Source organism: Bernardetia aquimarina, from assembly GCF_042180575.1.
In the GTDB taxonomy this organism is placed as follows: Bacteria; Bacteroidota; Bacteroidia; order Cytophagales; family Bernardetiaceae; genus Bernardetia.
The window spans coordinates 4,723,044-4,749,406 of record NZ_CP170094.1 but is presented as its reverse complement, the minus strand read 5'-3'; the positions used below and the strand labels follow the sequence as shown (position 1 = coordinate 4,749,406).

The following is a 26,363-nucleotide window of genomic DNA, read 5'->3' as shown; positions in this document are numbered from 1 at the left end:
TATGTTGGGCTAAATTGTCTGACACCTTGAAGGTGTACTGACAAGATAGTTCGCAAAGCAGCTAATAAAGAAGCATAGACTGATAAATACATAAATTATAATACCGAGTTCACGTTTTTTATTGACTTAAGTTAATAAATTAGATGGAAAAGCAACTTTTCCAAACAAAATAACGTCTTTGCACTTTGTAGAACAGCAACTTCCGAAACAAAAATAAATATACAAACTATTCGCTAAATCAATTACCTTTCTCAACTTACTATTTAATTTTATGAAACGAATGAATACGCATTTTTTATGCGTTTTGTCCACCCTACTTTTAACCTTTGTTTTTTCTGTTTTTTATCAAAATACAGTTTTTGCACAAGAAAATACCTATACACTTAGTGGAAAAATTAGAGATGCAGCCAATGGAGAAGAACTCATTGGAGCAACCGTTTTGGTAGAAAAAATGCCTGGAACTGGTGCAGTAGCTAATGAATATGGTTTTTACTCTCTTACACTTCCAGCAGCAAAATATAAAATTTTGGTTTCTTATATTGGCTTCGAAAATCAGATTTTTGAAGTAGATTTGACCAAAAATATAACACTCAATATCGAAATGAGTGAAGCTCAAAACCTAAAAGAAGTCGTCATTACTGGTGAGCGAGAAGCTGATGCCAACGTAACCGAAGTACAAATGAGTACACAGGTTTTGGAAGTCGAACAAGTCAAAAAACTACCTGCTCTTTTGGGAGAAGTAGATGTTTTGCGTACCCTTACACTTCTACCAGGGGTGCAAAGTGCAGGAGAAGGAACAGGAGGAATTTTTGTTCGTGGTGGTGCAAATGACCAAAATCTGATTCTTTTAGATGATGCACCAGTTTATAATGCATCTCATTTGCTTGGTTTCTTTTCTGTTTTCAATTCGGATGCTATCAAAAGTGTAAAACTTTACAAAGGAGGAATTCCTGCACAATATGGTGGACGTTTGTCGTCTATTATTGATATTCGAATGAAGAATGGTAATAATAAAAAATTTAATGCTTCTGGTGGAGTAGGAACAGTTTCTAGTCGCTTGACAGTTGAAGCTCCTATTAATGATAAAAGTTCGTTCATTTTGTCTGGGCGAAGAACGTATGCTGACCAATTTTTGAGATTTGCGAAAGATACAGCATTGAGAAAAAATAAGTTATATTTCTATGATTTTAATGCCAAAGCAAATTATGAAATTTCAGACAAAGACCGTATTTATTTATCGGGTTATTTTGGTAGAGATGTTTTTAAGTTTGGAGAAGGCTTTGGTTTGAACTGGGGAAACTCTACGGCTACTTTGCGTTGGAATCATATTTTTAATCAGAAATTATTTTTAAATACAACAGTGGTTTATAGTAATTTTAATTATGGATTTGAAATAAATGATGATGTACAAAACTTTAACTGGGATTCTGGAATTACAGATTATTCTGTCAAATTAGATTTTGACTATTTTATTAATCCTAAAAACACAATGACCTTCGGAACAGAAAATATTTATCATCATTTCAACCCTACTGAGATAGTTCCTCAAAACGATGAATCTATTTTTAATTCATTCAAGCTTAGTGATAAATTTGCATTCGAAAATGCTTTTTATGTAGCTAATGAACAAAAAATAAGTGATAAAATTATTCTTCAATATGGATTGCGTTTTTCTATGTTTCAAAATGTAGGCAAAACCGAAGAATATGAATACACAGAAGGAGAGCCAAAAACAGATGCAAATATTACCGATACATTGCGTTATGACAAACTTGAACCATATAGTTTTTATGCAGGTTTTGAACCTCGTTTGGCTATAAATTATAAAATCAATGATGCTTCAGCCATAAAAGCATCTTACAATCGTACTCGTCAGTATTTACAAACGGTTTCTACCAATACAGCAGCTCTTCCTTTTGATCGTTGGATTCCGACAAACAAACATATTGATCCACAGCTTTCTGACCAAGTAGCACTCGGGTATTTTCAAAACTTTGCAGACAACAAGTGGGAAGCCTCAATAGAAGGCTATTACAAATACATGCAAAACCAAATTGATGTCAGAGATGGCGAAGATTTATTATTGAATGATAATATCGAAGAAGCTCTAGCAGCAGGAAATGCATGGTCGTATGGTTTAGAGTTTTATATAAAGAAAAATTATGGCAAAACAACAGGTTGGATTAGCTATACACTTTCTACTACTCAACGTCAAATTGATGAAATAAACCTTGGAAATGCGTACAGTCCTCGTTACAATCGTCCTCATAATTTGGCTGTTGTTGTTGCTCATCAATTTTCTCCTAGAGTTACACTAGCAGGTAATTTTATTTTTACTTCTGGTGCTGCCGTTACTTTTCCTGTTGGAAGATATAGAGTAGGAAATCAAGTTGTAGATTATTATGAATCAGGAAAACGAAATAATAGCCGTCTGCCTGATTACCATAGAGCTGATATTTCACTTACTATTGATGGAAAACAGAAAAAGAATTGGAAAGGAAGTTGGAACTTTTCTATCTATAATTTCTATAATCGTAAAAATGCGTTTTCTATTTATTTTAGAGAAAAACAAGACGAAAACGAAGAAGGAACAGGTGAGTATGAAGCCGTCAAAACTACTCTTTTTGGAATCATTCCTTCTATTACTTACAATTTTAAATTTTCTTTTGATAAAAAATAGGTAATAGCTTCCAAGCTATCATTATAAAAAATACTTGTAATTTACGATAGCTTGGAAGCTATCTACTACATTAATATAAAATTATTCTATGAAAAATATATCATTTTTAAATAAAGCATTTATATTGCTTTTCATTCTAATTTCTTTTTCTTCTTGTGAAGAAGTAATTGATTTACCACTTACAGGGGCAGAGTCTCCTGCTCTAATTGTAGAAGCCGAAGTAGTGGATGTAAAAGGATACTCTTTTGTTAGATTGGGAGAAACATTAGATTATTACGAACCAACCGAAGAACCAAAAGCATCTGGAGCAATAATTTCAGTTACTGACCAAGATGGAAATAAAATGAATTTTTTGGAAAGTAGTGAAGAAGCTGGTTATTACCTACCACAAGACCCAGAATACAAAGGTATAGTAGGAAATACGTATAAATTATCTATTGAATATAAAGGAAATATATTTACTTCAGAGAGTAAAATATATCGTGTGGCTAATATAGATTCATTACAAATCCGTTTTGTTCCTGAAAGTAGTTTTCAAGATGAAGGGTATTATTTGTATTTTTATGCTAAAGAACCACAAGATACACAAGACTATTATTTTTGGAGAAATTATCAAAATGATACACTCAATTATGAAGATGCAGGCGACCTCACTTTTGCTAATGATCAAGGAATTGGAGAGGATATAGATGGATTACAATTTCCATTTATTTATAATGCTGGAGATACAGTTCGTTTAGAGCAATATTCTATGACTAAAGAGGCGTATGATTATTACAATGACCTTACAACAGTTGTATTTAATGATGGTGGTCTTTTTAGTCCTCCTCCTGTTAATCCAAGAACGAATATTAAAGGAACAAATGTATTAGGTGTTTTTATGACTTCTTCTATGGTTTCAGAAATAATTTATGTTCCTAACGAGTAAGGAATAGGAAATGAAAAAGACCTTAGTTTAGGGAAAAGGGGTGTCTTTTCCCTGCATAAAACTATAAACTGTAATTTAACTGGTTACTGATGACTGGTAACTGATAACTGATTAAAAGATGCGTTTCAAACCTTACCCTCATAAAAGTGGCAAAATTGTTCGGTGGCTTTTCCCACGTTTGTTGTGGTTTAAGCCATCTGAAAAGCCTACAATTTATTTGACTTTTGATGATGGTCCTATTCCAGAGATTACAGAAAATGTACTCACAATTTTAGAAAAATTTGATGCAAAGGCTACATTTTTTTGTATTGGAGATAATGTCGCCAAACATCCTCATATTTTTAAAAAAGTAGTAGAAGCTGGTCATTCGGTAGGCAATCACACTCAAAATCATTTGAACGGTTGGAAGAATGAGAATGAAGTTTATTTTGAAAATATCAACGAATGTAAAAAGACAATTTTGGAAGAATATTCTAAGTTAGAAATGTTCGAACAGGTTTCTTTATACCGTCCTCCGTATGGAAAACTTACCCCAGAGCAGTTTCATAGAATTTCTACGGAATATCAAGTTGTCATGTGGGACGTTCTGACAGGCGATTTTGATAAATTTCTTTCTCGTAAAACTTGCCTTCAAAAATCTATTGAGTGTACTGAATCGGGTTCGATTGTTACATTTCACGACAGCATAAAAGCTGCAAAAAACATGCTTTATACATTACCTCGTTTTTTAGAACATTTTTCAGAAAAAGGATTTGTTTTTGAAAGACTTTGATAAAAGGATATACAAACCCTGCCAACTCCTAAATTTTATAAATGGCTACACTCAAAAGGAAAATTAGGAGGACAACACAAAACACCACGCCTTTCGAATGATAGAGAATATGTCGATGCGATTTTGGAAGTGATGGAGAGGTAAAAAATAAAAACTTTGTCAGTAGTTGTTTTGGTAATCCAAAATAACTCTGACAATAGTTGTCTAAAAAACCTTATTTGGGTATATATTTTTATTGCTAATTTATTAGATTTGTGATTTTTGTTGTAGAACAGCGAAATACAAATACACGGCTGGAAGCCGAATACATATTGCTCACTCGGCAAAGCCAAGCGAGAGCCATTTTAATCTTGCGAGGAACAGCCTTTAGGTTTGTAGTAGATAAAATAGATGTAATTTCTTATCTTGTATTTAAGAATTCATCTAGTAGGAAGAGAACCTATGAAACGAGCCAGACTATAAAAATCTATCTCTCGAAACAGCCTCTTCCTACCTTTATTCAATCTCAAACTCAAATAGTTTTCGGAGTATTTTTATTGACCTAAAAATAAACTCATTAGATAAGGTTTTAAGTCCGATTGAATACGATGAATCATTTTTTAAATTAGGTAACCCTAAATTAACTTTTTATGCAGACTTACCAAAATTTTATAGGCATCGATGTGAGTAAAGAACATTTAGATATTGCTATTCTTCAAGAAGGAAAAGTAGTAAATCACGAACGAATTACAAATAATTTAAAGGCTATACAAGAGTATCTTTTTTCTTTTCAAGACCTTTATAAAATCGAAGAAAGCTTGTTTTGTATGGAACATACAGGTATGTATATCAACTGGCTTGTTATCGCTTTGATGGAATTTGATTGTACCATTTGGGTAGAAAATGCCATTCAAATTAAACGTTCTATGGGGGTCAAAAAGCTCAAAAACGACAAAGTTGATGCTGAAAATATCGCAACTTATGCCTTTCGTTTTCAAGACAAAGTGAACTTATATACTCCTCCTACTCAAGAGCTAGAAACCCTAAAAACCTTGCAGACACTACGAAAAAAGCTAGTTACTCATAGACAGGAGCTAGAAACTTATGTCAATGAACAGAGCCAATTTAGCAAAATATCTATTCAAAAACTTCTAGAGGAAAGCTCTAAAACAACCTTGGAACACTTGAGTCTTCGCATAGAAGAAATAGAAAAACAAATGCATCAAATTATCAAAGATGACCCTGAGCTTAAAGAACTCTATCGGCTCACCACTTCTGTAGTAGGTGTTGGAAAAGTGACAGCGATTCAGTTACTGGTAGCTACCGACGGGTTTACCAAATTTGATACTGCCAAACAACTAGCTTCTTATTGTGGCGTTGTGCCTTTTGAAAATTCATCTGGAAAATTTAAAGGAAGGGCAAGAGTATCAAAAATGGCGAAAAAAACCCTCAAAACAGCTTTGCACATGTGTGCTTTATCTGCTATGAAAGTAGAGGGGGAGATGAGAGATTACTACCTAAGAAAAGTAGCCGAAGGAAAGAACAAAATGAGTGTGATTAATGCCTTACGAAATAAAATTATACAACGCATTTTTGCCTGTGTAAAAAACAAAACTTTATACGATAGAAAGGGAATAAATTTTAACAATTTTTCTAAAGGTTAGACTTGGTTTTACCATAGTTTTCGAGGGCCTGTGGTTTTACTATAGTTTTCAGGTAGGAGCTGGTATTTAATATTAATTCTGTTCACAATCCAAAATTTTAGCTAGACCACAATGTCCTATATTAAATTTGAACTCTCTATAAAGAGGTAACACTCTCAGAAGTTTATTCCTTTTATCTTCAGAAATAACAGTTTTATTAATAAGCTCTTCTACATCTTTTAAACTATTTCCTCTATTTGAACAGCTGACAGCTTCAAAAAAAAATGTTTTTCCTCTTTGATCTACGTACATTAAATTACTTGTGCTGAATGCATACTCCCATGCGTAAATATGATATAAATGATTTGGTATTATTTTAAATTTTCCCCTATTATACTGTATATAGTTAGTAGTATCTAACATATCATGAATATTGAATCCATAGACCTCTTCTTCTCCACAGTTTACCAAAAAAGGTTTTAGAGCGTCCTTCTCATAATTTGGAATTGCTTTTTTAAGATGCAAAACAGTTTCTTGCAAAATATCACAAGTAGTTGCTTTATTAGAGCGTATTTTTGAGAAGTTTTTAGGGGTTGCTATAAAAAAAGATAAAAACAGCAAATATAAAAGTAGAGTTTTCATTGAATTACGAAATTTTGAGAGGAATAGTAAATTTTCTTAGTTAAACAAGGAGCAAAGTATATCTTTATATTAATACCCCCAATCAGAATCCCATTCTGCTTCTTCTATTATTATCTTTTCAATTTTCATTTTAGGGGCTTTCATATCTTTTAATATTTGTTCTGTAAGTGGATCCGTTTGTGTTTCAGTATCATAATTACTTTCTCTCCCATTTTGTAGGTCATAGGCACGTTGAATGCCTTCTTCATCCATATCATGAAATATTTCATGACCTAGCCAAGCAATATATGCTTGCTCTAGGGAAACAAGTGTTTCGTTTGCTTTGATCTCTCCAATAGCCTTAATTTGAGAATCTATTTTATCTTCATGGATAGTAATAGTAGCTCCTTTATATATCCTATTTTCATCTTCAATAAAAGCAATTTCTTCAAATGTTTTTGCTGGTTCTCCACTGCTATTGTGAGGGTGGTGTAATCCATATAGTCCAAGCTCTTCATTATTGATTTCTACACTCATTTCACTACTGACTTTCAAATGTAGTTCTGTTTTACTGGCAGTAGCATCCATAAGAGCCTGTTCGAGTTTAGTTTAAAAAAAAAGAACATCAGATTTTTTTATTAGTTAAGTAATTGATTTTCAGTTACTAATTAAAATATCAATTTCTATGTTTACTAATGAATATTTATCTGATGCTCTTTGGCAATATATGAAAAAATTTATACCTTCTTCGTATTTGAAAAGAAAACGCAAACACAGTTTGTATAATTTATTTTCTGGTCTATTCTATCTTACTCGTTCAGGTAGCAGTTGGCGTTTGCTTCCTAGTAGTTATGGTGTTCCTTGGAGTAGCTTGTATGATTATTTCAGTAAGTGGCAGCAGACAGGTTGGTATAAAAAGCTGTTAGATAAGCTTGTTAGAAGGGAACGTATAGCACAAGGTAGAAATCCAAGACCTTCTTTGGGTTGTATAGACTCTCAAAGTGTTCAGAGTGTTTATGGAGGAGAGGCGATAGGAGTGGACGGCTATAAGCTCAAAAAAGGACGGAAACGGCATATTTTAGTAGATACGCAAGGAAATTTACTAGAATTAGAGATTAGTCCAGCCAATCAAGCCGATGTAAATCAACTTGCTTATTTGTCGTATTTAGCTCAGTTTAGAGGCAGACCATTTTTCAAAATTCTTGCTGATGCAGGGTATAGAAGTGGGGCTTTGGCTACTGAAATATTTAGTCAAACAGGAGTGCAAGTGGAAATTGTCAATAGTCCAAGAAGAGAAAAAAAAGATGATAAAGCATTTGTTCCACAACCCAAAAGATGGGTTGTAGAAAGAACATTTGCGTGGCTCAATCAGAACCGAAGACTAAAAGTAGATTATGAAAAAACAAGAAAATCTGCAAAGGCATTTGTGTATTTAGCTATGATTTTGAATCTCATAAACAAAGGAGCTAAAAGAAATAAAAAATAAAAACTCGAACAGGCTCTTAGCAAAAGAAATAGTAAAAAAACAATATATAAAAACAAAGATAACATTATTTTTCATAGGCTTCGAATATTTTTTCTATAGAGTTTATTTGTGTTCAAAAGTCTGTGTCCAAACGTTAAGCTCATTTTTTCCTAAGATTACTGCCAACTGATTAATAAACGCAACTGCATTCAATTATTTTACAAATTTTCTTTTTTGACAGAGTTTATAATAAATGGCAAATGAAATTTTATGTATTTCATTTACCATTCACAATTCTAAAGAATTACGCTTTTTTCAAACCTAATTCTATCAAACGCTCATTCAAAAATTCTCCTGCTGTGATGTCTTCAAAACGTTTTGGATTTTCTGAACTAACACAATTATCCAAACACGTCAAATCCATTTCTGAACGTGGGTGCATAAAAAATGGAATCGAATAACGAGAAGTATTCATTTTGTCTTTTGGAGGATTAACCACTCTGTGAATAGTAGATTTGAGTTTGTTGTTTGTCAAACGAGAAAGCATATCGCCAACATTTACAACCACTTGCTCAGGAAGCGCAGTAATCGGAATCCATTTGTCATCACGACGCAAAACCTGCAAACCGTCAGCACTTGCACCCATCAAAAGGGTAATCAAATTGATGTCGCCATGTGCAGCAGCACGAACAGCATCAGGAGCTAATTCTTCTGGGTTAGGAATTGGGAAGTAATGGATAGCTCTCAAAATACTATTTCCATTATGAATTTTATTATCAAAATAATGTTCTTCTAAACCCAAATACAAAGCAGCAGCTTGTAAAAGTTCTTTACCCGAATTTTCTAAAGTTTGGTAAGCGTGAGTTGTATATTTTTCAAACTCAGGTGTTTCATTTGGAAAAATATTATCAGGATATTCGTTTAAAGCCGAATCAGTAGCTTTATCTTTTTCTTCAAAAATTTGTCCGACGTGATAAAATTCTTTCAAATCAGGAGTTTTGAAACCCTTTGCTGTTTCTCGTCCTTTACTGATATAACCACGCTGACCTGCAAGAGCCAAGTTTTCATATTTGCGTTTAGTATCTTCTTCTAACTGGAAAAAATCTTGTACCGAACTGTACAATTTATCTCTATTTTCATCTGCCAAACCGTGATTTTTGACGGCTACAAAACCGATATTTTCCCACGCTTTGCCCAGTTCTTGTACAAATTTTGCTTTGCGCTCGCCACCTGCTCTAAAGTCTGCCAAATCTACTGAAGGCACTTCATCATATAAAATATCGCTCATAGTATTTTCTAGTTTATTGATTTAAAAAGGAAATTTTTAGTAAAATAATGAAATCTTTGTGCATTTTCAAAGTGAGTTGAAAATATTGGTGCTAACTTCTATTTTTTTCTATAAAGATAAATATTTTTCTCTGTGAGATTAATTTTTACAATTCCACCTCTTATGCCTACAAAAATATTTTCCTCATCAAATACAGCTATTGAATTTGGGTATAAACTAGCCCAAAACATATCCTTAAATATAAGGGTTGATTTGAAGTTCTCAATAACATAAAAGTTTTGATAAGATGCTATAAATATTTTGTCATTGAAAATTGTAAATGCTTGAGGTGCATCTTCAAAATCGATTATTTTTTTATATGAAAATGTATTGTCTGTAATGTCAAGTTCGAATAACGCACCTTCATTTATTCCCATGTGAGCAAGTCCTTCAATAAAATAGACTTTACCATTAAACTCAAAAATGAATTTAATATTGCCGAATTTTATTTGAATATTTGTTTGAGTGGTGTCAGAAAAAATATCTAATAGTGGCATTTTTTCTTTTTGTTTTATTTCAACACCTGTTTTAGAGGTATCAGAAGGAACAAAGATGAGCTTTCCACCCCATTCTCCTCTATCTATTCCTACAAGTTTTCCATTTGATAATTCAAATTCCGTGTCTTCGTATCTTTTTATTTTATTGGCTTGAAGTATATTATTTTCAATTTTGACACTAAATTCTTCAATAGAATGATTCATTTTTTGCCATTTTTTACTTCCTGTTTTGGGAATTGGAACTTCTATAAAGTTTGAAGGCAAAATAATGTTTGTTTGACCACAAGCTGGAAAAGTAATTAATACAAATAGCATATATAAAAGATAACGAAGGTTGTTTTTCATTTTATGTTTTTTTATTTAAAGGTCGGAAATCAAACTCTTAGTAAAATAATGAAATCTTTGTGCATTTTCAAAATTGAAAAAGTATAAAAAACATTTCAATAAATAAGGAAACCAACTAAAGGATGCGTATTTTTGCAAATCTATTCTATTGTAGCTGATAGCTTCCAAGCTGTCAGAAATTATATTTTATATAAAAAATGAAAAATCCTTTTTGGAAATATGCTTTTATGACGGCTGCAACAATGGCTGTTGGTGTTCTTTTGCTCAATGTTACGTTTCATGCATTTGGAAAAAATCCATTTAGAGAATACGAATTTATGTTTATGCCAATTTATTTTGGACTTTTAGTGTGGGGACTTTTTAATTATAGAAGAAAAGTTTTGAAGGGCTATTTGGAAGGTTGGCGAGCGATTAGTTTTGGACTTGTGGCTAATTTTGCAGCCATTATTTTATACTGTGGATTGCTCTATGGTTTTTTGAGAACTGTTCCTGCTGCTTTAGAAAAACATCAAATTGAAGTGGATGCGTATAGTAAAGCCTTGAAAGAAGGGGCAGAAGCTCACATGGAAGAATCAGAAGAATTGAGTAGTGTTCTTTTGGAAGCGACAAAAAATAATGACAGAATAACACCTGCTGGAATGGCTGTCGATAAATTTTTTAAAATGGGAACGATTGGTTTTGTAATCGTAATGGTAGCAGGGCTTTTTATGATGAAGAGAAAACCTGAATCAATTACGGATTAAAGATTACGGATTACGACTTTTTTTTACAAAAAATGAAACAATAATTTATGAAGGAGAATTAATCACTAATTTCCCATCACCCAGTTCAATTACATTATCAATAATTGAGTGATTTTTGAGCCATTCATCGTGTGTGGTTAGGATTATGGTTTGTCCGTTTGCTTTTAGTTTTTCAAAAACCTCAAAAACTTCTATGGCATTTTTTCTGTCTAAATGTGAGGTCGGTTCATCAGCAAATAAAATGGCAGGTTTACGGATTAAAGCTCGTGCAATGGCTGTGCGTTGAAGTTCTCCACCAGAAAGAATATCTATTTTTTGATTTAATTTATGAGATATTTGAGCTAAAGTCGCAGCTTCTTTACTCATCATTTCCATTTTTTTGGAAGAATAATTTAAGGGAAGAAGAGGAAGAATAATATTTTGTTCAACAGTAAGTCCTTGAATAAGATTGAAATGTTGAAAAACAATGCCTATGTGTTCTCTTCTAAACTGTGTCAAAAATTTCTCCGACCAGTGTGAAACATTTTCTTCCAAACAAATATAACTCCCCGAAGTAGGTTTTGTAAGTCCAGCCAAAATACTAATCAGCGTTGTTTTTCCAGAACCTGATGAGCCTTTCAAAAGTGTACAACTTCCTTTTTTTATAGACAAAGAAATATCCGATAAAGCGACAAATTCATTGCTTTTTCCTTTATTGAATATTTTATTGAGATTTTGGGTTTGGAGAGTGAGCATTTTTGTTTTTATCTTGTAATGTTATAGTTCTAATTTGTATTTTTTAATTGTAAATTAGCTGCTCACAAAAATACTCTTTAATTCATGAACAAAATAATATGCTTCCTTTTTTTCTGTTTGATTTTTAGCTGTAAATCATCTTCGCCACCTCCTTTACCTCACGAAATAAAAATACCTTTATCAGTTTGGGAATTAGAAACAAAAAATCTAATTGATAATAAATTATCAGAATCTACTAGATTGATTGTACAAAAAATGACAGAATATAATATAATTACAACTTCTCATATTTCCTATGGTGCAATATCTTCTGAACAATGGAAAAACTTTGAAGAGTTGAAAAAACAAGCGAGTAATGAAGAATTAATTTTGCTTATGGATTATCCAAACTCGGCTGTTAAAGGTTATAGTTTTTTGTGTTTGTTGGAGAGAAAAGAACTTGATGTTTATCCTATCCTAAAAAAACATTATTATGATACTAATTTGGTTACTATGCAGGAGGGTTGCATAATTTATAGGGATAGAATAGGAAATTTTTTTGTGGAAAATTCTATTTCTAGTAAGCGAATTAAAGAAAATGAAGTAGATTCTCTAAAGAAAATTGCTTTATATGACAAAAAATACCAAATGAGCTATAAAAATGAATTGCTTACTCAAATAGAACCTAATGAAACAGATTATGAAAGAATAAGAGAAATTGCTGTAGTAGAAAGAAACCCTATTGCTGTTTTAGCTTTATCAAAATATAAAAAAGACCAAGATAAAGAACTTATAAAAAGTCTTATCAATAATGAACAAACAAAGTATTTTGGTATTCGTTGTGTAATACATTTTCCAGATGCTGAATTTTTTCCTCTTTTAGAATCTTATCATGATGAAGAAATAAAAAAAAGAACAGGTTTTAGTTATACTACATACAGAGTTTTATACAAAGCGATTGTTCAATATCAAAATCAAGAATCTATTTATTTATTGAAAAAAACGCTTACAAAAGCTACAAATAGTGCAAGTGAGTATCATAAAAAATACATTTGGATAGCATTAACTAAATATCCTAACTCAATTTACAATGAAATTTTCAATCAATTAGATGCTGAAATAAAACAAGATTCTTTATCTAAATTATATTTGCAAGAAATACAAATAGACTAATTTGTTCCTGTAAATCATCAATCATACAAAATTACTAAAATGAAAAAATGGCTTTCTCCTGTTACTTTAGAAGGAAATTTAGTAAAATTAATTCCTCTTTTACCTTCTCATAAAAACGAGCTTTTAGAAGCTGCATCAGATGGAGAGTTATGGAACTTGTGGTTTACTTCTGTTCCTTCTCAAGAAAAAATTGATACTTATTTAGACTTTGCTTTTTCAGAACAAGAAGCCAATAGAGCTTTGCCTTTTGCTATTATTGACAAAAAAACGGATAAAATTATCGGTTCTACTCGTTTTTGTAATGTTGTAGAATCAAATAAAAGGGTGGAAATTGGTTATACGTGGTATTCAAAAAGCTATCAACGAACAGGAATAAATACTGAATGCAAATATTTATTGTTGCAATATGCTTTTGAAAACTTAGAATGTATTGCTGTAGAATTTAGGACAAGTTGGTACAATCAAGCATCAAGAAAAGCTATTTTGAGGTTGGGAGCAAAACAAGATGGAATTTTGAGAAATCATCAAATTGATTCAAATGGAATACTTAGAGATACAGTTGTTTTTTCGATTATCAATATCGAATGGCAAGGCGTGAAAAAACTATTGGAATTTGAGATGAGTAGGAAGAGGTAGTTTTTTAGCAGTAACTAACGATAATTTTCAACATCAATTCTAATAACAGGAATAAAAACAGTATTTAAATGATCAAAATCTTTATCTGTTGTGATTAAAGTTGATGAAGTTACGGCTGCTGTTGCTGCAATCCAAAGGTCGTTCTTTCCCATATTTTTTGCTGAAAAATTTGGAGGATAAATTCTAGTTTTATCTTTTCCTTGACTGTATGCATCCATTTCTACGTATTTTTGAACTACTGATTCGTTGAGTGTCAATAAGGCAAAATTTTTCAATAACTCTTCTAGTTTTTGAATTTTATTGTTTCCCCAATCTCTTTTCTTTGCTATTGATAAAATTTCTGCTCTTGAAGTAATAGAAATTGACACTTGATGTTGAGAATTAAGAATTCCAAAATCTTGATTTATCTTAACTCCTAAATTACTATTTCTTACTAAACTAAGTAAGATATTTGTATCTAAAACGTATCGCATAATTTTTATTTAGTAAGCATTTGTAAAAGTTCTTCTAACGTTTCTTCTGTTTCTAATGACCCTATAACGCTTTTATCTTGTTCTCTTATAGGCATCTTTTCCAAATCAAACTCCTCTATTCTCATCAAATCATTAATTTCTTTATTAACTTGAATATCAAATATATCTAATTTTTCTTTTATCAAATCTGCATATTTCTCTACTTGAGAATAGATTTTATCAAAATCAGATAACATGCTTTTTACTGCCCAAGATAAATCATAGTTAGAAATTTTATCAATATGATTTTTATGATTTTCTACCATTTTACGCAAGGCTTTTTCTCTTTCTTTATAAAGATTATAATTCAGATTATTTATTTCAAAATCTTGACTTAAAGATTGATTCAAATTTTTAGAAATAGGTTTTATCGTCAAATAAGAAATTGATTTACCTGCGATATAAATTTTTATATCAGAAAGAAGAACAGGAAAAAAACTAGAAATACGTTTTTTATACGAATAAATCCACTCATTATAGGCATCTAAAAGTTGTATTGATTTTAGAAAAGAATCATTGAGCGCATCATTTTGGGAAATTAAATTATCATTCATTGCTATTTTATTTTTTTTGGTTTAAACTTATTCTTTTTTACTAAACGCAATACGAACAAAAAACGTTTTTTTTATAAATCGAACCGTTCCCCAAAAAAGGAAACGGTTCGATAAAATATATAATTTTACATTTCGCTAATAGACTTTTCAACAAGTTCTAAAACGACTTTCTCGCCTTTTTTTACTAGTTTATCATATTTCTCGGCTTTCTTTAATGTTTCTTCAATAAATGCTTTATCATCAAAAGAAGCGATATTAATTTTTACGTTTAAATAAGCACCACGCAATGCAGCACGTACACAAATTGCGCCTACACCTGTATCAGAAGCCGAATTTGGATTACCTGTTTTAGCTAATTTTTCCAACCAGTCAAACATAGAAGCACAGATTTCCATTACTCTCAACGGAACTTCAATTGCATTTTTTGTAGCATCAGAAATAGCTTGTTTTCTTGCAGTAATATCTGTTTCAGTTTCTTTTGGCAAACCAAAAGCATTCATAATGGCATTGAAAGCGTGCGTATCTTCATCAACTAAAGCCAAAAGTTGATTTTTATATTGTTGTCCTTCTTCTGCTAAATCTGAAAATTCCTTCCAACGACTGTCCCAACCTCTTTTGTGTGAAGAAAGATTGGCTACCATTGTTCCAAGTGCTGCCCCCAAACTTCCCACATAAGCCGAAATAGAACCTCCCCCTGGTGCTGGAGATTCAGAAGCTGTCTCTTCTGCAAATTCAGTTAAGTTTTTTTGGAGTAATGGCGTATTGTTAGTATCTGCAATCTTGTATTCAATAATTTTTTCTTGTGGATGAAATGGTTTCAAATCATCTAATCCCATTGATTTAATGGCAATTTTGATAAGTTCTGCATCTGAAACTCCTATCGAACGCTCTTGTTGTTCTAAGAAATATTTACCTGCCGAAGTCATCATTTTCAAAGGAAGTAAACCTACTATTTCTGTTCCTGTTACACGCATTCCACGAGATTCTGCACTTTTGCGTGTTTCTTCAAAAGCAATATGCAAAGGTGTTGCATTTACATCAGTTATGTTCATCGAAACTTGTGCAATTCCATATTCTTCGATAAACCAACCAATTCCTTTTGTTCCTTTACATTTTCCTTCTTGTCTTAATGGTTCGCCAGTTTTATCTTCTTTTATTTTTCCTGTAATCGGATTTCCTTCTCTCAAAACTCGTCCAGCTTCACGCACATCAAAGGCAACAGAGTTGGCACGTCTTGAAGAAGTCGTATTTAGATTGAAATTAACAGCGATTAAAAAATCTCTTGCACTTATAGCTGTTGCACCTGTTTTTGGACGAAATTCTGCTTTTCCGTAGTCTGGTTTTTCTGTTTTGATGCGTTCTTTTAATCCTTCATATTCTCCCATTCTTACAAAAGCTAAGTTTTTTCGCTCTTTTTTTGTAGCTGCACTTTCATACAAATAAACAGGATAATCTAATTCTGTTCCTACTCTTCTAGCTAATTTATGCGCTAGTTTTGCTGTTTCTTCCATCGAAATATTAGCAATCGGAATAAGTGGACAAACGTCTGTCGCACCAAAACGAGGATGTTCGCCTGTGTGTTTGCTCATGTCTATGAGTTCTTTTGCTTTTTTCATAGCCAAAAAAGCAGCTTCCAAAACAGGTTCTGGTTCGCCTACAAAAGTTACAACAGTTCTATTGGTTGCCTTTCCTGGATCGACATCTAAAAGTGAAACACCTTCAACACTTTCGATTTCTTTAGTAATTTGATTGATAATGTCCATATTGCGTCCTTCCGAAAAATTAGGAACGCATTCTATTAGTTGTTTCATGTGTTTGGTTTTCTGATATAAAATTGACAAATACGATTTTGATTTTAAAGGAATAAAGGTATAAAATAATGAGTAATTTTTGGTACTTATCAAAAAACGATTTATTTTTAGAAAAGAATTTTAACCAATCCTATAAATTACAAATATATGCTACTTTTGCCTTATGAAGAATTGACTTATAAAACTCATTTATCCAAAGACGAAATACTAAAAAGACTAAGTAATGAAACTGAATCAAAACAATTAATTCGTATAGGAAGTATTTTTGGAGGACACAAAGAATATGAAGGAACAATAAATGAAAATTCTTTTGAGATAAGTCGCATTATTAGCTACCGAAATTCTTTTTTACCAAGGATAAAAGGCGAAATTGAGGAGCGTAAAGAAGCAACATTTGTGCATATAAAAATGAGTTTGAGTACTTGGGTTATGATTTTCTTGCCTATTGTGGCAGTTATTCTTTTTACAATAAATTCTATTACTTCATTTCTGCGCTCCCCTTTTGCTCAAGTAGAAAGTGAATTCATTACTGGTTTGTCTTCTTATATGCCTTTTTTAATAGGAGTTCTTTTTTATGTAATTATAACCTTCTCTTTCAAACTTGAAAGTTTTGGCTCTAAAAGATTTTTTAAAGGACTCCTTGAAGCAGAAAAATTAAACGATAAAAAAATATGAAGTATCTACCCTATGAAAACCTGACTTATAAAACTCATTTATCTAAAGATGAGATAATAAAACGATTGAGTGAAGAAATACAACCTAGTCATTGGTTGCTAAAGAGGAGGTTTTCTTTCAATGGAAAATATAAATCGTATGAAGGTCTTATAAATGAAGATTCTTTCAAAATAAGCCGTGTTATTATTGATTACCAAAATTCATTTGCACCCCAAATAAAAGGAAAAATTGAAGAAGTAAATGATTCTCATAACTCTAAAAAGACACTTATTCATATCAAAATGAGGTTGTATCCTCTCATAGTTATTTTTTTTGGGGTATTTATGACATTAGGAGGGCTTATCTTTATGACAATTTTTGCACGAGAAATACAAAACCCATCTATATCAAATCTACCTTTTTTTGTATCTCCTTTGCTAATCATTATTTTTCTTGTTGCTGTTTGTAGAGCTTTTCATTCTGAAGCAAATAAGTCAAAGGAGTTTTTTGAGAAAATATTTGAAATAAAAAAAATAAACAATAAAAAAATATGAAGTATCTACCCTATGAAAAAATCAGTTATACCACACACCTTTCTAGTGAACAAATAAAAAAGCGATTAGAACAGATAACTGAACCAAAGAAAATATTCCGTTGGAAGGGAATTTTTGCGAGGAGTAATCATGCGCCTTATGAAGGGGAAATTAATTTAGATTCTTTTAAAATCAGTCGTATTTTACATCGTAAAATGGGTTTCTTGCCACTCATTGAAGGTAAAATTCAAAGTGAAAAATTTGAGGGCAAAGAAAAAACAACAGTTCACCTTACAATGCGACTAAGTAATTTTATTTTGGCTTATTTAGTTATATGGTTATTTTGGATGATAATTCTACTTCTTCCAAACTCTTTCATAAATGTAAACTTAGATAATAATTCTAGAATTTTTATTCTGATAGCAATAGTAATCTTTTATGTAATTTCGATAGTAAAATTTAATCAAGAAGTCAGTAATTCAAAAGAAGAATTAAAGAGAGTTTTGGATTTATAAATTAATCTATTTCCATGAAAAATACCATTACAGAGTTTTTAAACTTCATAATGGCATTTTAGATTTTAGAAGAGATTATAAAAAATTCTTTTTTACTTCATTTACCAATTTTAAGCCTGTTGGGTCAGCTTGCGTTTTGAGATGACAGAATTCATCTGCCCATTGAGAAGTTCTTATTCTTAATGGAGGGTTTTCATTCTTAGCAACTTCTACAATTACTTGAGCTACTTCTTTTCCTGTTTGATAGACAGGGATATTACTTTCGGAAGCTCTTTTTTGTGAACCTGCCATATATTTTTCAAAAATAGGTAAGTATTCTCCTTTTGCAAGCTCACCCTCAACTGTTGTTTTTTCAACAGCTGATTTCATAAATTCGGTTGCTATTCCTCCAGGTTCTACCAAAGAAAACTTTATATTAAAAGCATCTCCTACATAACTAGCCAAACTTTCTGTGAAACCTTCTACTGCAAATTTTGCAGCACAGTACAATTCATTAAATGGTTGTCCGACCAAACCACCTACTGAAGTTACATTGATGATATGACCAGATTTTTGTTTTCTCATAAATGGAATTACTGCTTTTGTGCAACGAACAACGCCTAAATAATTTACATCTGTTACCCAGTTGATTTCTTCTTCACTTGCTTCTTCAAGTGTTTTTGCAAAACCTGCTCCTGCATTGTTGAGCAAAATATCTATTTTACCCTCTTTTTCGATAACTGTATTAATAGCTTTATCAATCGAATCTTGATTAGCAACATCAAGTTCTAAGATTTCAATGTCCAAATTTTGTTCTAACATTTGCTTTCTCAATTCTTCTGCTTTTTTTAGATTACGCATAGTAGCATAAACTTTAAAACCATTTTGAGCAAATAGAATAGAACTTTCAAATCCTACTCCAGAAGAAGTACCTGTAATGACTATATTTTTTTTCATTTTGAAATTAATTTATAAAATTGATTTTGTGTAAATAAATATTAGAAACAATAAGTAAAATAACTAGAACTCCATTTATTAGAGTTATAATTATAGGATCTTTGTGAGCGATATGAGCAACAATAGCTGTCAAGAAAAATAATCCAATACCTGAATATGCCCATTCTTTTGCTTGCATCGGAATTTGTGGGATAAGAATTATCAAAACAGCAACTATCTTCAAAACAGCCAACTGTACTCTAAAGAAATCAGGGAAACCTAATTCTTTTACCCCTTCGATAGTAGCTTTGCTATACAGATAAGTATATGCACTCCATAGTAAGAAAAGAACTAATAGCGTAGTGCTTGTCCAATAAATCAGTTTTATTTGCATAATTATTTGATACTTTCGTAAATTGATTTAATAATACGAGGTGTTCTAGCATCTCCTACTGTGTCAGGACCCATTTGATTACAAACATACCCGACAGCAATATTATTTTCACGATCTGCATATCCAAAAGAGCCTCCCCAACCACTATGTCCAAATGCTTTTTTATTTGGTCCATAAAGATTTAAATCTAATGTATTTATAGTCATGCCATGAGCCCAATCTACAGGTGTACCTATCATGGCATCTAAACGAGAACTAACCACTGTTGTCATTTTATCAATAGTTTCTGAAGATAAATAATTTACTGTATTAGATTTACCATTTTCAGCTAGTGGGTGATAAAGTTTGGCAATACCTAAAGCAGAAGCATGACCATTTAAGGCAGGCATTTCTGCCATTTTCCATTCCTCCCTATTTGGACTTTCAGCATCTAAAATAGGGTTGCCAACAGCAGATGCCAAAAAATCTGGTAATGTAGATAGATTGGGTAATTGATGTTGTTGTTTGGGTTTGTATAATGTAGCAGCTGTATCAATCTTGTCTTTATTCATACCAATATACACATCTGCTTCTAAAGGAATTGCTATTTCATCTTGTAAAAATTGTCCTACTGTTTTTCCAGAAACACGTCTAATAATTTCTCCTGCTAGATAACCAACAGTCCAACCATGATAGGATGTAAATTCGCCAGGAGTCCAATATGGAGCTTGACGAGCAAGACGATCACAAATCAAATCCCAATTCATTAGCTCGTCTAATAATGTAAATTCACGTAAACCTGGATTACCTGATTGATGTGACATTATATGAGAAATAGTGGTATTTTCTTTTCCATTTTGTCCAAACTCAGACCAATGTTTCGAAACTAAATCAGAATAATTAATTAATCCTTTTTCTACCAAGACAGCCATACACAAACCTGTTATGCCTTTTGTAGCAGAGTACAAAGCTATAGTAGTGTCTTCCTCCCACAATTTTGTTTTTTCTTGGTTTTGATAGCCTGCCCATAAATTAACAACCTGCTCTCCTTGATGAAATACACACAAGGAAGATCCTAGTTCTTCATAAATATCTCCTCTATAAAAGTTTGATTCGTATGCCTCTTTTACCTTTTCAAAGCCCTTAACAACATGACCCGAGATTTTAATTTTGTTCATTTTTCTGTTTTTAAGTGAAAAAAAAGTCATCTTTGATTTTAAAAATTAGACTATTTATTAAAATAGCCTACTTTCTGTTTTTCTGTATTTTTTATATAATTGTCTTATTTTCTGATTCCATGCCAATAGATTTCAAAACTCTCTTCTATTAGTTTTGGAGTGTAATCCAGCTTTTTTTGAGTAATTTGAAAACCAATCTGATTAGCCATTCCTTGAAATACGCTAATCAATAATTCAATATCTAAATCTTTGATGTCTGATGAATCAATTCCCTTTTGAAAAAATGATTTTGTCTTTTTCATAAATGAATCTGAAATACTTTTATTCGAATCATCTAAGATATTAGAACTTGCACATTGACTCATAAAATGTATTTCTGTCTGATTATGAGCCAAATAATGTAAATAATTTTGCCAAACAAGCTGCATTCCTTCCTTAATAGAATACTCTTCAATATTCTCTGGAAGAAGTTCTGCACTTACCCTACTTTTGATTTTCTTGTAAAGTTGATTGATAAGTTCTTTTTTATTTTTGAAATAAATATAAAGTGTTCCGTGTGCTAAATCAGCTTCTTTTGCAATATCTGAAATACGCAAACCTGCCAATCCTACTTGTTGAGTAAGCTGCAAAACAACTTCATAAATACGCTCTTCTTTTTCTACCGATTTTATTTTCATAACTTGATTATATCACAAATATAAATGACTTTTTTGTCATTTTAAAGTTTACTCTGATCTTTTTTAGTTTTTAACCTTTAATAAGACAAATTTAGTCAAATCAACTTTCTAAAAGTTCAAATTATAATTTAGAGTAGAACAAATATTGGCTAAAATAACAATATTAAGACAAATTTGTTTCTTATCTAGTATTGGATCTAAGATCTAAATGTATTAATAATTTTCAACTCTTTTTTTTAATAACTAAAAATATGATAGTAAAACAAACCCCTTTTATAACACTCAGTTATTTTCCTGAAACAGAACTAGTAGAAGTAGAATGGTTGGCAGCAACTTCTGATATGACAGATAAAGAGTTTCAAGAGAATGTTGGTTTGCAAAATGAAGTAGTCTTAAAGCACAGACCAAAAAAGATTCTAGCTAAAACTCTTGAGATGGAATATACAATCTCACCTAAGGAGCAAGAAAAGCACAATGATGTGATGTTACCGACTTTTAAAGCTGTTGAACTTGAAAAACTAGCCATAGTAGTGAGTCATGATATATTTACTCAAGTATCAATTAGCCAATTATTAGATGATGATACTGCTGCTAGTTATCAATCAAATTATTTTGAAGATATTACTTCAGCTATGGAGTGGCTTAACAAATAATTCTTATGTAACTAAATTGATTATACTTTTTAAAAGGTTGTTTAATAAAAATTAAATAACCTTTTTCTATTCGTGTTGTGTGACTATAGAGTACAAAAAAACCGTGTTCTGTGTGTCACAGAATACGGTTTGTAGTTTTTATTCTCAATGCTTTTTTTGATTACTTTAATTTTCTAAAAGTCAAACTCATACGAGGATTTTCTGTGTTTGACTTTGGAATAGAATGCTGCCAATTATTTTGAGTTTCTTGATTCATATAAAGAAGACTTCCAGAAGGTAGTTCAAATTCCTTGAAAATAGTTTTGTCTTCTATGTTTCTAAACTTCAAAATTCTAGTTTCTCCTAAAGAAATAATTACGATTCCTGTACCTTCGGCTAAAATACCGATTTGGTCAGAATGATAACCCATTTTTGCTTTTCCATTTTCATAATAATTTATCAAACAATTATTTGGCTCAAAATTCAATTCTAGTTTTATATTCTGACAAATTTCTTCCAAAAAATCAGGAAATTTTTGAAAAGGATAGCTCATCTGAGAATAATTATAAGCCTTTCCAAAACTGGCTGTTTTGCGTGTTTTCATTCTATTGTCCCAATTTATAGAAGTATCAATCAATTCAAATAGACTTTGTGGGTTTTGTATGAAGTTTGGTTTTAGGAGAATGTCGTTCATTAGAATTTAATTTTCATAAAAAAATAATTCAGAACTGCAAGTCAGCGTAGCTAAATTACTTTGAAAATAAAGCAGTTTCTGAACTATTAAGTTCATTTTTTAAATGATAGAAAATTAGATTTTATAGGTTTGCATCTAAAATATCATCATCTTTTATGAAAGTTTTACGGTCGTCTATGTGTTTCCAAGTATTTTTTAGAATCATATAAAATCCCCAGCATGCCAAAATTCCAAAAGGAACAGCCATTAAAGTAATAGCAAAATCTGGATAATAGGTTAGTTCTATATCAAATAAAACGGCAAAAAGCCCTATGATAACTCCTCCAATGAACGTTCCTGCGTAATAAGAAACAACTCCTAAAACAGCAAAAAGCCACATTATTGATTTTGTTTTGTTAGCCTTTTGAGCAAGTTCATAGAAATACTTGCCGATAAAATACATGAATAAAAATCCTAACATATAGATTTTGAATTAAATTATGAATAACTATTAAAAAATCAGAACACTATTTCATCTTTTCTAATTCTTGTTCTATCAAAGCACTTGCAACTTTAGGGTCGGCTTTTCCTTTCGATTTTTTCATAACCTGTCCCATAAACATTCCTAAAAGACCAACTTTCCCACCGTTATATTCGGCTACTTTATCAGGAAATTGAGCCAAAACTTCTTTCACGATTGGCAAAATAGAATCTTCATCACTACTCTGAATCATATCCAATTCTTTCGCTTTTTCTTCTGGCGATTTGGTAGTGTCTTCTATTAGTGCAGGAAAAAGTTTTTGAGCAGCTAAGGCAAAACTTACTTTATTCGAATCGACAAGTTCGATAAGCTGTGCCATTTTATCTGTGTTTATTTTTGAAGCAAAATCAGAAAAAGAGATTTTATTTTCATTCAAATACGATTTTACAATATTAGTAATCCAGTTGGAAGCAGCTTTGTAATTTTTTGTTTTTTGACATAATTCATCAAAATATAAAGCAGTTTCTTTATCATCAATCAAAATATTTGTGTCATATTCTGAAAGCTCATAGTCTTTCATAAAACGTGCTTTTAGCTCACGAGGAAGCGCAGGAAGTGAGGCTTTCACTGTCTTTAAATATTCCTCTGTAACTACCAAAGGCTGCAAATCTGGCTCTGGAAAATAACGATAATCATTCAACGTTTCCTTTGCACGAAGGCTGTATGTATTGCCTGTATTTGCATCAAACATACGTGTTTCTCCATAAATTTCGCCTGTTGTAGCTGGGTCTTCATAGAAATCTACTTGACGAATTACTTCAAAATCAATCGCTCGTTGTACATTTCTAAACGAGTTCATATTTTTTACTTCTACACGAGTACGATAGGCTTTTTCGCCTTTAAGTCGTACTGAAATATTGGCATCACAACGCATCGAACCTTCTTCCATGTTTCCATCACAAATTTCTAAGTAACGCAAAAGACGACGCACTTCTTGCAAATAATAATAGGCTTCTTCACTAGAACGCAAACAAGGCTCAGAAACAATCTCAATCAAAGGAACACCTGCACGATTCAAATCAACAAGTGTATCAACTTCGGCAGCCAAGTGCATTGATTTTCCTGCATCTTCTTCCATGTGAATGCGTGTCAGTTCAAGACTTTTTTCTTCGCCACTTGGAAGCGTTATTTTGATAAAACCACCTCTACAAATTGGCGTTTTGTCTTGTGTAATTTGATAGCCTTTTGGCAAATCGGGATAAAAATAATTTTTTCTATCAAAAATATTGTATTCTGTAATATCACAACCACAAGCAACACCCATTTTGATAGCATATTCCAATACTTTTTTGTTGCATTTTGGAAGCGTACCAGGATGAGCGAGCGTAATAACACTTACATTTGTGTTTGGCAAACTGCCGTATTCATTTGGGTCGGAAGAATAGGCTTTTGTATGTGTAAGAAGTTGAGCATGGACTTCAAGACCAATTACGATTTCGTATTTTTCTAATGCTTTATCTAGCTTTTCTTGTAATTCTTGTGCTGTCATTTGTAGAGAACGTATATTTTCAATTATTTATAACTATGTTATTGGTGAGGACACCAACAACCGCAGGAGCAAAAGTAAGATGCAAAGATAGTTTTTTTCTTTGTAAAAGTTTTGGGTTTTTGGAAACTATCATTCTAAAGTGAAAAAACTCTTTTGATAATATTATTTTATTCTTCAAAACATTTTTCTTTAAAAAATGGGCTTAATGTTTTGACACAGACTTTTGAACATAAAATAAACTTTTAGAGCTTTAGGGAAGGAGCTAAAAAATCCCACTTTCGCCAAGCCACACTATTAAACTAGGGCAAACGCACGAAATTTTTCTGTGTCTATTTAAAACAAATCAAGCTAGTTTTTGACTTTGTATTTTAATATTACTCTGATAAATAAAGTCTGTTTTTGAGCTATTACAACCATATTAAAAATTTCGTGTGTTTGCCCTAGTTTATTGAAGAGGAATTAAAAAAATAATGAAAAATAAGCTATTTTGAACTATTTTTTTTGTTTTAGACTTGTAGATATACAAATTCTTTCTTAGATTTGCATTCCCTTTCAAACGAAGGGTTCTCATTTGTTGAAAAAATAAATAGAGAATGGGTCTATAGCTCAGTTGGTTAGAGCACCTGACTCATAATCAGGTGGTCCCAGGTTCGAGCCCTGGTGGACCCACAAAAGTCGTAACAGGCATACAAAAAAGCGAATTCCGAATTAATTTTCTATAAAACTAGAAGTTAATTTAGAAATCGCTTTTTTTATTTAACTTTTTTAGAATATATTTTGAAAAATACGATTTACTTGATTTTGACTTGCAAACCTCTCAATCCCATATCAACCACCTGTTCAGTTACTTGATTTCCTACATTAATATCCCATTTTCCATTTGAATTGGTGTCTTTCCATTCAAAACTATCTTGGATAGAAAAAGAAAGAACAACCGTAATATCTTCTGTTTCTTTTCCTGTAATGGTCAGCGCATTTTCGAAAGAACCTGTAATCACACAAGAACCCACAGGAACAGGCGAAGTAGCAGCCAAAGGATTGACAACCGTAGTTCCAGCCGATTGTCCCATACTTACACCAGTAGAAGTATAACCGTATTGAGGAATAGAAACCGTAGTTTCGAAAGCCCAAAAACCTTGCTTTCTGTCATCATTAATAGAAAGATTCTCATTTTTTACTGTAAAATCATTAATTCTTGTATTGTAGCCAATAAAACTAGCAAGCGTTCCTTCTTGGTTTGGTAAATCTATTGTTTCACTTCCAACAATAGGAATATTATTCAAATCATAATTGATAGACAAATTTTGATAAGCTACCGAAGCTCGCACCCACTCATATTTTCCTGCTGCAATATCCTTGATAGGAACTTCTAAAAACACTTCTCCTTCTGGACTTACAATCGCTTTCGAAAAATCAATCGCTGTGGTAAAACCATTCTTAGTAGAGCTTACTTCTTCATTTTTATATAAAATTTGTCCTTGTCCAAGCTGTGTAAGTGCAGAAGGTGCAAATTCAATATAATGAATACTCATCGAATTGAAAGTAGGAGTTTGTGCTGCATTTCCTATTGCAACTCCCACAGGTTGAGCTAAATTATTAAGACGTGGTTGATTAGGGTCAAACTTAAACTCAAAACGAACTTTTGCATTGCTTTCTGAAGGATTCAAATCATCTATTTTTTCTTCACAGGATGATAAAAAGACTGTACTTACTAAAAATAAGAAAGCAATTAATTTATTTTTTGATAGATAATTCATAAGGTTAAAATAGATTTTATAGGAAT

At 31.7% G+C, this 26,363-nt stretch carries 28 protein-coding genes and 1 tRNA gene; 13 read left to right on the top strand and 16 right to left on the bottom strand.

Features of this window, described 5'->3' with window-relative positions:
• Nucleotides 1–271: 271 nt before the first annotated feature.
• The 4 genes from ACE193_RS20315 (at nucleotide 272) to ACE193_RS20300 (ending at nucleotide 6,023) form a co-directional block, all read left to right on the top strand.
• Nucleotides 272–2,680, top strand: coding sequence for a carboxypeptidase-like regulatory domain-containing protein (locus ACE193_RS20315; protein ID WP_375560037.1), 2,409 nt, complete (start codon nucleotides 272–274; stop codon nucleotides 2,678–2,680).
• Nucleotides 2,681–2,768: 88 nt separating this feature from the next.
• Nucleotides 2,769–3,608, top strand: a complete 840-nt coding sequence (locus tag ACE193_RS20310) for a DUF4249 domain-containing protein (RefSeq protein ID WP_375560036.1) — start codon at nucleotides 2,769–2,771, stop codon at nucleotides 3,606–3,608.
• 118 nt (nucleotides 3,609–3,726) lie between these two features.
• Nucleotides 3,727–4,380, top strand: coding sequence for a polysaccharide deacetylase family protein (locus ACE193_RS20305; RefSeq protein WP_375560035.1), 654 nt, complete (start codon nucleotides 3,727–3,729; stop codon nucleotides 4,378–4,380).
• Nucleotides 4,381–5,009: 629 nt separating this feature from the next.
• A complete protein-coding gene (locus tag ACE193_RS20300; RefSeq protein ID WP_375560034.1) occupies nucleotides 5,010–6,023 on the top strand; it encodes an IS110 family transposase in 1,014 nt (337 codons plus the stop codon).
• 72 nt (nucleotides 6,024–6,095) lie between these two features.
• Here the strand turns inward: ACE193_RS20300 and ACE193_RS20295 are convergent, their stop codons facing one another.
• Both ACE193_RS20295 and ACE193_RS20290 read right to left on the bottom strand, forming a co-directional pair.
• On the bottom strand, nucleotides 6,096–6,644 hold the full coding sequence (locus tag ACE193_RS20295) for a hypothetical protein (RefSeq protein WP_375560033.1): 549 nt from the start codon (nucleotides 6,642–6,644) through the stop codon (nucleotides 6,096–6,098).
• A gap of 69 nt (nucleotides 6,645–6,713) precedes the next feature.
• Nucleotides 6,714–7,211, bottom strand: a complete 498-nt coding sequence (locus tag ACE193_RS20290; protein ID WP_375560032.1) for a hypothetical protein — start codon at nucleotides 7,209–7,211, stop codon at nucleotides 6,714–6,716.
• Between the two features lie 97 nt (nucleotides 7,212–7,308).
• Here ACE193_RS20290 and ACE193_RS20285 point away from each other — a divergent pair, with 97 nt between their 5' ends.
• Nucleotides 7,309–8,109, top strand: a complete 801-nt coding sequence (locus ACE193_RS20285) for an IS5 family transposase (protein WP_375558806.1) — start codon at nucleotides 7,309–7,311, stop codon at nucleotides 8,107–8,109.
• 283 nt (nucleotides 8,110–8,392) lie between these two features.
• Here ACE193_RS20285 and ACE193_RS20280 read toward each other — a convergent pair whose 3' ends face one another.
• Both ACE193_RS20280 and ACE193_RS20275 read right to left on the bottom strand, forming a co-directional pair.
• Nucleotides 8,393–9,376, bottom strand: coding sequence for an isopenicillin N synthase family dioxygenase (locus ACE193_RS20280; RefSeq protein WP_375560031.1), 984 nt, complete (start codon nucleotides 9,374–9,376; stop codon nucleotides 8,393–8,395).
• A 98-nt stretch (nucleotides 9,377–9,474) separates the two neighbouring features.
• Nucleotides 9,475–10,257 (bottom strand): hypothetical protein, encoded by a 783-nt coding sequence (locus ACE193_RS20275; protein ID WP_375560030.1) that lies wholly within the window; start codon nucleotides 10,255–10,257, stop codon nucleotides 9,475–9,477.
• 197 nt (nucleotides 10,258–10,454) lie between these two features.
• Between ACE193_RS20275 and ACE193_RS20270 the strand changes: the two genes are divergently transcribed.
• Nucleotides 10,455–11,000 (top strand): DUF4199 domain-containing protein, encoded by a 546-nt coding sequence (locus tag ACE193_RS20270; RefSeq protein WP_375560029.1) that lies wholly within the window; start codon nucleotides 10,455–10,457, stop codon nucleotides 10,998–11,000.
• A gap of 45 nt (nucleotides 11,001–11,045) precedes the next feature.
• Here the strand turns inward: ACE193_RS20270 and ACE193_RS20265 are convergent, their stop codons facing one another.
• The gene (locus ACE193_RS20265) at nucleotides 11,046–11,735 is read right to left on the bottom strand and encodes an ABC transporter ATP-binding protein (RefSeq protein WP_375560028.1); all 690 of its coding nucleotides are present in this window, start codon (nucleotides 11,733–11,735) and stop codon (nucleotides 11,046–11,048) included.
• A gap of 84 nt (nucleotides 11,736–11,819) precedes the next feature.
• Here ACE193_RS20265 and ACE193_RS20260 point away from each other — a divergent pair, with 84 nt between their 5' ends.
• Nucleotides 11,820–12,887, top strand: coding sequence for a hypothetical protein (locus ACE193_RS20260; protein WP_375560027.1), 1,068 nt, complete (start codon nucleotides 11,820–11,822; stop codon nucleotides 12,885–12,887).
• Between the two features lie 39 nt (nucleotides 12,888–12,926).
• On the top strand, nucleotides 12,927–13,523 hold the full coding sequence (locus ACE193_RS20255) for a GNAT family N-acetyltransferase (protein ID WP_375560026.1): 597 nt from the start codon (nucleotides 12,927–12,929) through the stop codon (nucleotides 13,521–13,523).
• A 14-nt stretch (nucleotides 13,524–13,537) separates the two neighbouring features.
• On the opposite strand, the gene ACE193_RS20250 is transcribed toward ACE193_RS20255, so the two are convergent.
• The 3 genes from ACE193_RS20250 to ftcD all read right to left on the bottom strand — a co-directional run bounded on the left by ACE193_RS20250 (nucleotide 13,538) and on the right by ftcD (nucleotide 16,400).
• The gene (locus tag ACE193_RS20250; RefSeq protein WP_375560025.1) at nucleotides 13,538–13,996 is read right to left on the bottom strand and encodes a type II toxin-antitoxin system VapC family toxin; all 459 of its coding nucleotides are present in this window, start codon (nucleotides 13,994–13,996) and stop codon (nucleotides 13,538–13,540) included.
• 5 nt (nucleotides 13,997–14,001) lie between these two features.
• On the bottom strand, nucleotides 14,002–14,589 hold the full coding sequence (locus tag ACE193_RS20245) for a hypothetical protein (RefSeq protein ID WP_375560024.1): 588 nt from the start codon (nucleotides 14,587–14,589) through the stop codon (nucleotides 14,002–14,004).
• Nucleotides 14,590–14,714: 125 nt separating this feature from the next.
• Nucleotides 14,715–16,400: a glutamate formimidoyltransferase gene (gene ftcD, locus ACE193_RS20240; protein WP_375560023.1), complete on the bottom strand. Its 1,686-nt coding sequence runs from the start codon at nucleotides 16,398–16,400 to the stop codon at nucleotides 14,715–14,717.
• Between the two features lie 147 nt (nucleotides 16,401–16,547).
• Here ftcD and ACE193_RS20235 point away from each other — a divergent pair, with 147 nt between their 5' ends.
• From ACE193_RS20235 to ACE193_RS20225, 3 genes are read left to right on the top strand one after another with little or no spacing between them, the layout of a single operon-like run.
• Nucleotides 16,548–17,075 (top strand): hypothetical protein, encoded by a 528-nt coding sequence (locus tag ACE193_RS20235; RefSeq protein WP_375560022.1) that lies wholly within the window; start codon nucleotides 16,548–16,550, stop codon nucleotides 17,073–17,075.
• Nucleotides 17,072–17,608, top strand: coding sequence for a hypothetical protein (locus ACE193_RS20230; RefSeq protein ID WP_375560021.1), 537 nt, complete (start codon nucleotides 17,072–17,074; stop codon nucleotides 17,606–17,608). The genes ACE193_RS20235 and ACE193_RS20230 overlap by 4 nt, the downstream gene beginning before the upstream one ends.
• Nucleotides 17,605–18,102 (top strand): hypothetical protein, encoded by a 498-nt coding sequence (locus ACE193_RS20225; protein WP_375560020.1) that lies wholly within the window; start codon nucleotides 17,605–17,607, stop codon nucleotides 18,100–18,102. Before ACE193_RS20230 ends, ACE193_RS20225 begins: the two co-directional genes overlap by 4 nt.
• A 75-nt stretch (nucleotides 18,103–18,177) precedes the next feature.
• Here ACE193_RS20225 and ACE193_RS20220 read toward each other — a convergent pair whose 3' ends face one another.
• The 4 genes from ACE193_RS20220 to ACE193_RS20205 all read right to left on the bottom strand — a co-directional run bounded on the left by ACE193_RS20220 (nucleotide 18,178) and on the right by ACE193_RS20205 (nucleotide 21,245).
• Entirely contained in the window at nucleotides 18,178–19,038 is an 861-nt protein-coding gene (locus ACE193_RS20220) for an SDR family oxidoreductase (protein ID WP_375560019.1), read from the bottom strand.
• Between the two features lie 7 nt (nucleotides 19,039–19,045).
• Nucleotides 19,046–19,411, bottom strand: coding sequence for a DoxX family protein (locus ACE193_RS20215; protein ID WP_375560018.1), 366 nt, complete (start codon nucleotides 19,409–19,411; stop codon nucleotides 19,046–19,048).
• Nucleotides 19,412–19,413: 2 nt separating this feature from the next.
• Nucleotides 19,414–20,568, bottom strand: coding sequence for a serine hydrolase domain-containing protein (locus ACE193_RS20210; RefSeq protein WP_375560017.1), 1,155 nt, complete (start codon nucleotides 20,566–20,568; stop codon nucleotides 19,414–19,416).
• A 104-nt stretch (nucleotides 20,569–20,672) separates the two neighbouring features.
• Entirely contained in the window at nucleotides 20,673–21,245 is a 573-nt protein-coding gene (locus tag ACE193_RS20205; protein ID WP_375560016.1) for a TetR/AcrR family transcriptional regulator, read from the bottom strand.
• Between the two features lie 251 nt (nucleotides 21,246–21,496).
• On the opposite strand from ACE193_RS20205, the gene ACE193_RS20200 reads away from it, so the two are divergent.
• Nucleotides 21,497–21,898 carry a hypothetical protein gene (locus ACE193_RS20200; protein ID WP_375560015.1) on the top strand — a complete coding sequence of 134 codons (402 nt, stop codon included), beginning with the start codon at nucleotides 21,497–21,499 and terminating at the stop codon, nucleotides 21,896–21,898.
• Nucleotides 21,899–22,058: 160 nt separating this feature from the next.
• Here ACE193_RS20200 and ACE193_RS20195 read toward each other — a convergent pair whose 3' ends face one another.
• From ACE193_RS20195 to gatB, 3 genes are all read right to left on the bottom strand, one after another.
• Nucleotides 22,059–22,571, bottom strand: a complete 513-nt coding sequence (locus tag ACE193_RS20195) for an alpha-ketoglutarate-dependent dioxygenase AlkB (protein ID WP_375560014.1) — start codon at nucleotides 22,569–22,571, stop codon at nucleotides 22,059–22,061.
• A 121-nt stretch (nucleotides 22,572–22,692) separates the two neighbouring features.
• Nucleotides 22,693–23,031, bottom strand: coding sequence for a hypothetical protein (locus tag ACE193_RS20190; protein WP_375560013.1), 339 nt, complete (start codon nucleotides 23,029–23,031; stop codon nucleotides 22,693–22,695).
• A 46-nt stretch (nucleotides 23,032–23,077) separates the two neighbouring features.
• Nucleotides 23,078–24,580 (bottom strand): Asp-tRNA(Asn)/Glu-tRNA(Gln) amidotransferase subunit GatB, encoded by a 1,503-nt coding sequence (gatB, locus tag ACE193_RS20185; RefSeq protein WP_375560012.1) that lies wholly within the window; start codon nucleotides 24,578–24,580, stop codon nucleotides 23,078–23,080.
• A gap of 595 nt (nucleotides 24,581–25,175) precedes the next feature.
• Between gatB and ACE193_RS20180 the strand changes: the two genes are divergently transcribed.
• Nucleotides 25,176–25,249, top strand: a tRNA-Ile gene (locus ACE193_RS20180).
• A 122-nt stretch (nucleotides 25,250–25,371) separates the two neighbouring features.
• Here ACE193_RS20180 and ACE193_RS20175 read toward each other — a convergent pair.
• Entirely contained in the window at nucleotides 25,372–26,337 is a 966-nt protein-coding gene (locus tag ACE193_RS20175) for a hypothetical protein (RefSeq protein ID WP_375560011.1), read from the bottom strand.
• Nucleotides 26,338–26,363 lie beyond the last annotated feature (26 nt).

What these genes read in the sequence shown, in the direction of transcription:
- ACE193_RS20285 (WP_375558806.1), top strand. Translation starts at nt 7,309, where the DNA reads ATGTTTACTAATGAATATTTATCTGATGCTCTTTGGCAATATATGAAA.
- ACE193_RS20205 (WP_375560016.1), bottom strand. Translation starts at nt 21,245, where the DNA reads ATGAAAATAAAATCGGTAGAAAAAGAAGAGCGTATTTATGAAGTTGTT.
- ACE193_RS20200 (WP_375560015.1), top strand. Translation starts at nt 21,497, where the DNA reads ATGATAGTAAAACAAACCCCTTTTATAACACTCAGTTATTTTCCTGAA.
- ACE193_RS20315 (WP_375560037.1), top strand. Translation starts at nt 272, where the DNA reads ATGAAACGAATGAATACGCATTTTTTATGCGTTTTGTCCACCCTACTT.
- ACE193_RS20280 (WP_375560031.1), bottom strand. Translation starts at nt 9,376, where the DNA reads ATGAGCGATATTTTATATGATGAAGTGCCTTCAGTAGATTTGGCAGAC.
- ACE193_RS20245 (WP_375560024.1), bottom strand. Translation starts at nt 14,589, where the DNA reads ATGAATGATAATTTAATTTCCCAAAATGATGCGCTCAATGATTCTTTT.
- ACE193_RS20310 (WP_375560036.1), top strand. Translation starts at nt 2,769, where the DNA reads ATGAAAAATATATCATTTTTAAATAAAGCATTTATATTGCTTTTCATT.
- ACE193_RS20195 (WP_375560014.1), bottom strand. Translation starts at nt 22,571, where the DNA reads ATGAACGACATTCTCCTAAAACCAAACTTCATACAAAACCCACAAAGT.
- ACE193_RS20305 (WP_375560035.1), top strand. Translation starts at nt 3,727, where the DNA reads ATGCGTTTCAAACCTTACCCTCATAAAAGTGGCAAAATTGTTCGGTGG.
- ftcD (WP_375560023.1), bottom strand. Translation starts at nt 16,400, where the DNA reads ATGAAACAACTAATAGAATGCGTTCCTAATTTTTCGGAAGGACGCAAT.
- ACE193_RS20230 (WP_375560021.1), top strand. Translation starts at nt 17,072, where the DNA reads ATGAAGTATCTACCCTATGAAAACCTGACTTATAAAACTCATTTATCT.
- ACE193_RS20255 (WP_375560026.1), top strand. Translation starts at nt 12,927, where the DNA reads ATGAAAAAATGGCTTTCTCCTGTTACTTTAGAAGGAAATTTAGTAAAA.
- ACE193_RS20275 (WP_375560030.1), bottom strand. Translation starts at nt 10,257, where the DNA reads ATGAAAAACAACCTTCGTTATCTTTTATATATGCTATTTGTATTAATT.
- ACE193_RS20215 (WP_375560018.1), bottom strand. Translation starts at nt 19,411, where the DNA reads ATGCAAATAAAACTGATTTATTGGACAAGCACTACGCTATTAGTTCTT.
- ACE193_RS20225 (WP_375560020.1), top strand. Translation starts at nt 17,605, where the DNA reads ATGAAGTATCTACCCTATGAAAAAATCAGTTATACCACACACCTTTCT.
- ACE193_RS20295 (WP_375560033.1), bottom strand. Translation starts at nt 6,644, where the DNA reads ATGAAAACTCTACTTTTATATTTGCTGTTTTTATCTTTTTTTATAGCA.
- ACE193_RS20290 (WP_375560032.1), bottom strand. Translation starts at nt 7,211, where the DNA reads ATGGATGCTACTGCCAGTAAAACAGAACTACATTTGAAAGTCAGTAGT.
- ACE193_RS20265 (WP_375560028.1), bottom strand. Translation starts at nt 11,735, where the DNA reads ATGCTCACTCTCCAAACCCAAAATCTCAATAAAATATTCAATAAAGGA.
- ACE193_RS20175 (WP_375560011.1), bottom strand. Translation starts at nt 26,337, where the DNA reads ATGAATTATCTATCAAAAAATAAATTAATTGCTTTCTTATTTTTAGTA.
- ACE193_RS20190 (WP_375560013.1), bottom strand. Translation starts at nt 23,031, where the DNA reads ATGTTAGGATTTTTATTCATGTATTTTATCGGCAAGTATTTCTATGAA.
- ACE193_RS20270 (WP_375560029.1), top strand. Translation starts at nt 10,455, where the DNA reads ATGAAAAATCCTTTTTGGAAATATGCTTTTATGACGGCTGCAACAATG.
- ACE193_RS20300 (WP_375560034.1), top strand. Translation starts at nt 5,010, where the DNA reads ATGCAGACTTACCAAAATTTTATAGGCATCGATGTGAGTAAAGAACAT.
- ACE193_RS20250 (WP_375560025.1), bottom strand. Translation starts at nt 13,996, where the DNA reads ATGCGATACGTTTTAGATACAAATATCTTACTTAGTTTAGTAAGAAAT.
- ACE193_RS20235 (WP_375560022.1), top strand. Translation starts at nt 16,548, where the DNA reads ATGCTACTTTTGCCTTATGAAGAATTGACTTATAAAACTCATTTATCC.
- gatB (WP_375560012.1), bottom strand. Translation starts at nt 24,580, where the DNA reads ATGACAGCACAAGAATTACAAGAAAAGCTAGATAAAGCATTAGAAAAA.
- ACE193_RS20210 (WP_375560017.1), bottom strand. Translation starts at nt 20,568, where the DNA reads ATGAACAAAATTAAAATCTCGGGTCATGTTGTTAAGGGCTTTGAAAAG.
- ACE193_RS20220 (WP_375560019.1), bottom strand. Translation starts at nt 19,038, where the DNA reads ATGAAAAAAAATATAGTCATTACAGGTACTTCTTCTGGAGTAGGATTT.
- ACE193_RS20260 (WP_375560027.1), top strand. Translation starts at nt 11,820, where the DNA reads ATGAACAAAATAATATGCTTCCTTTTTTTCTGTTTGATTTTTAGCTGT.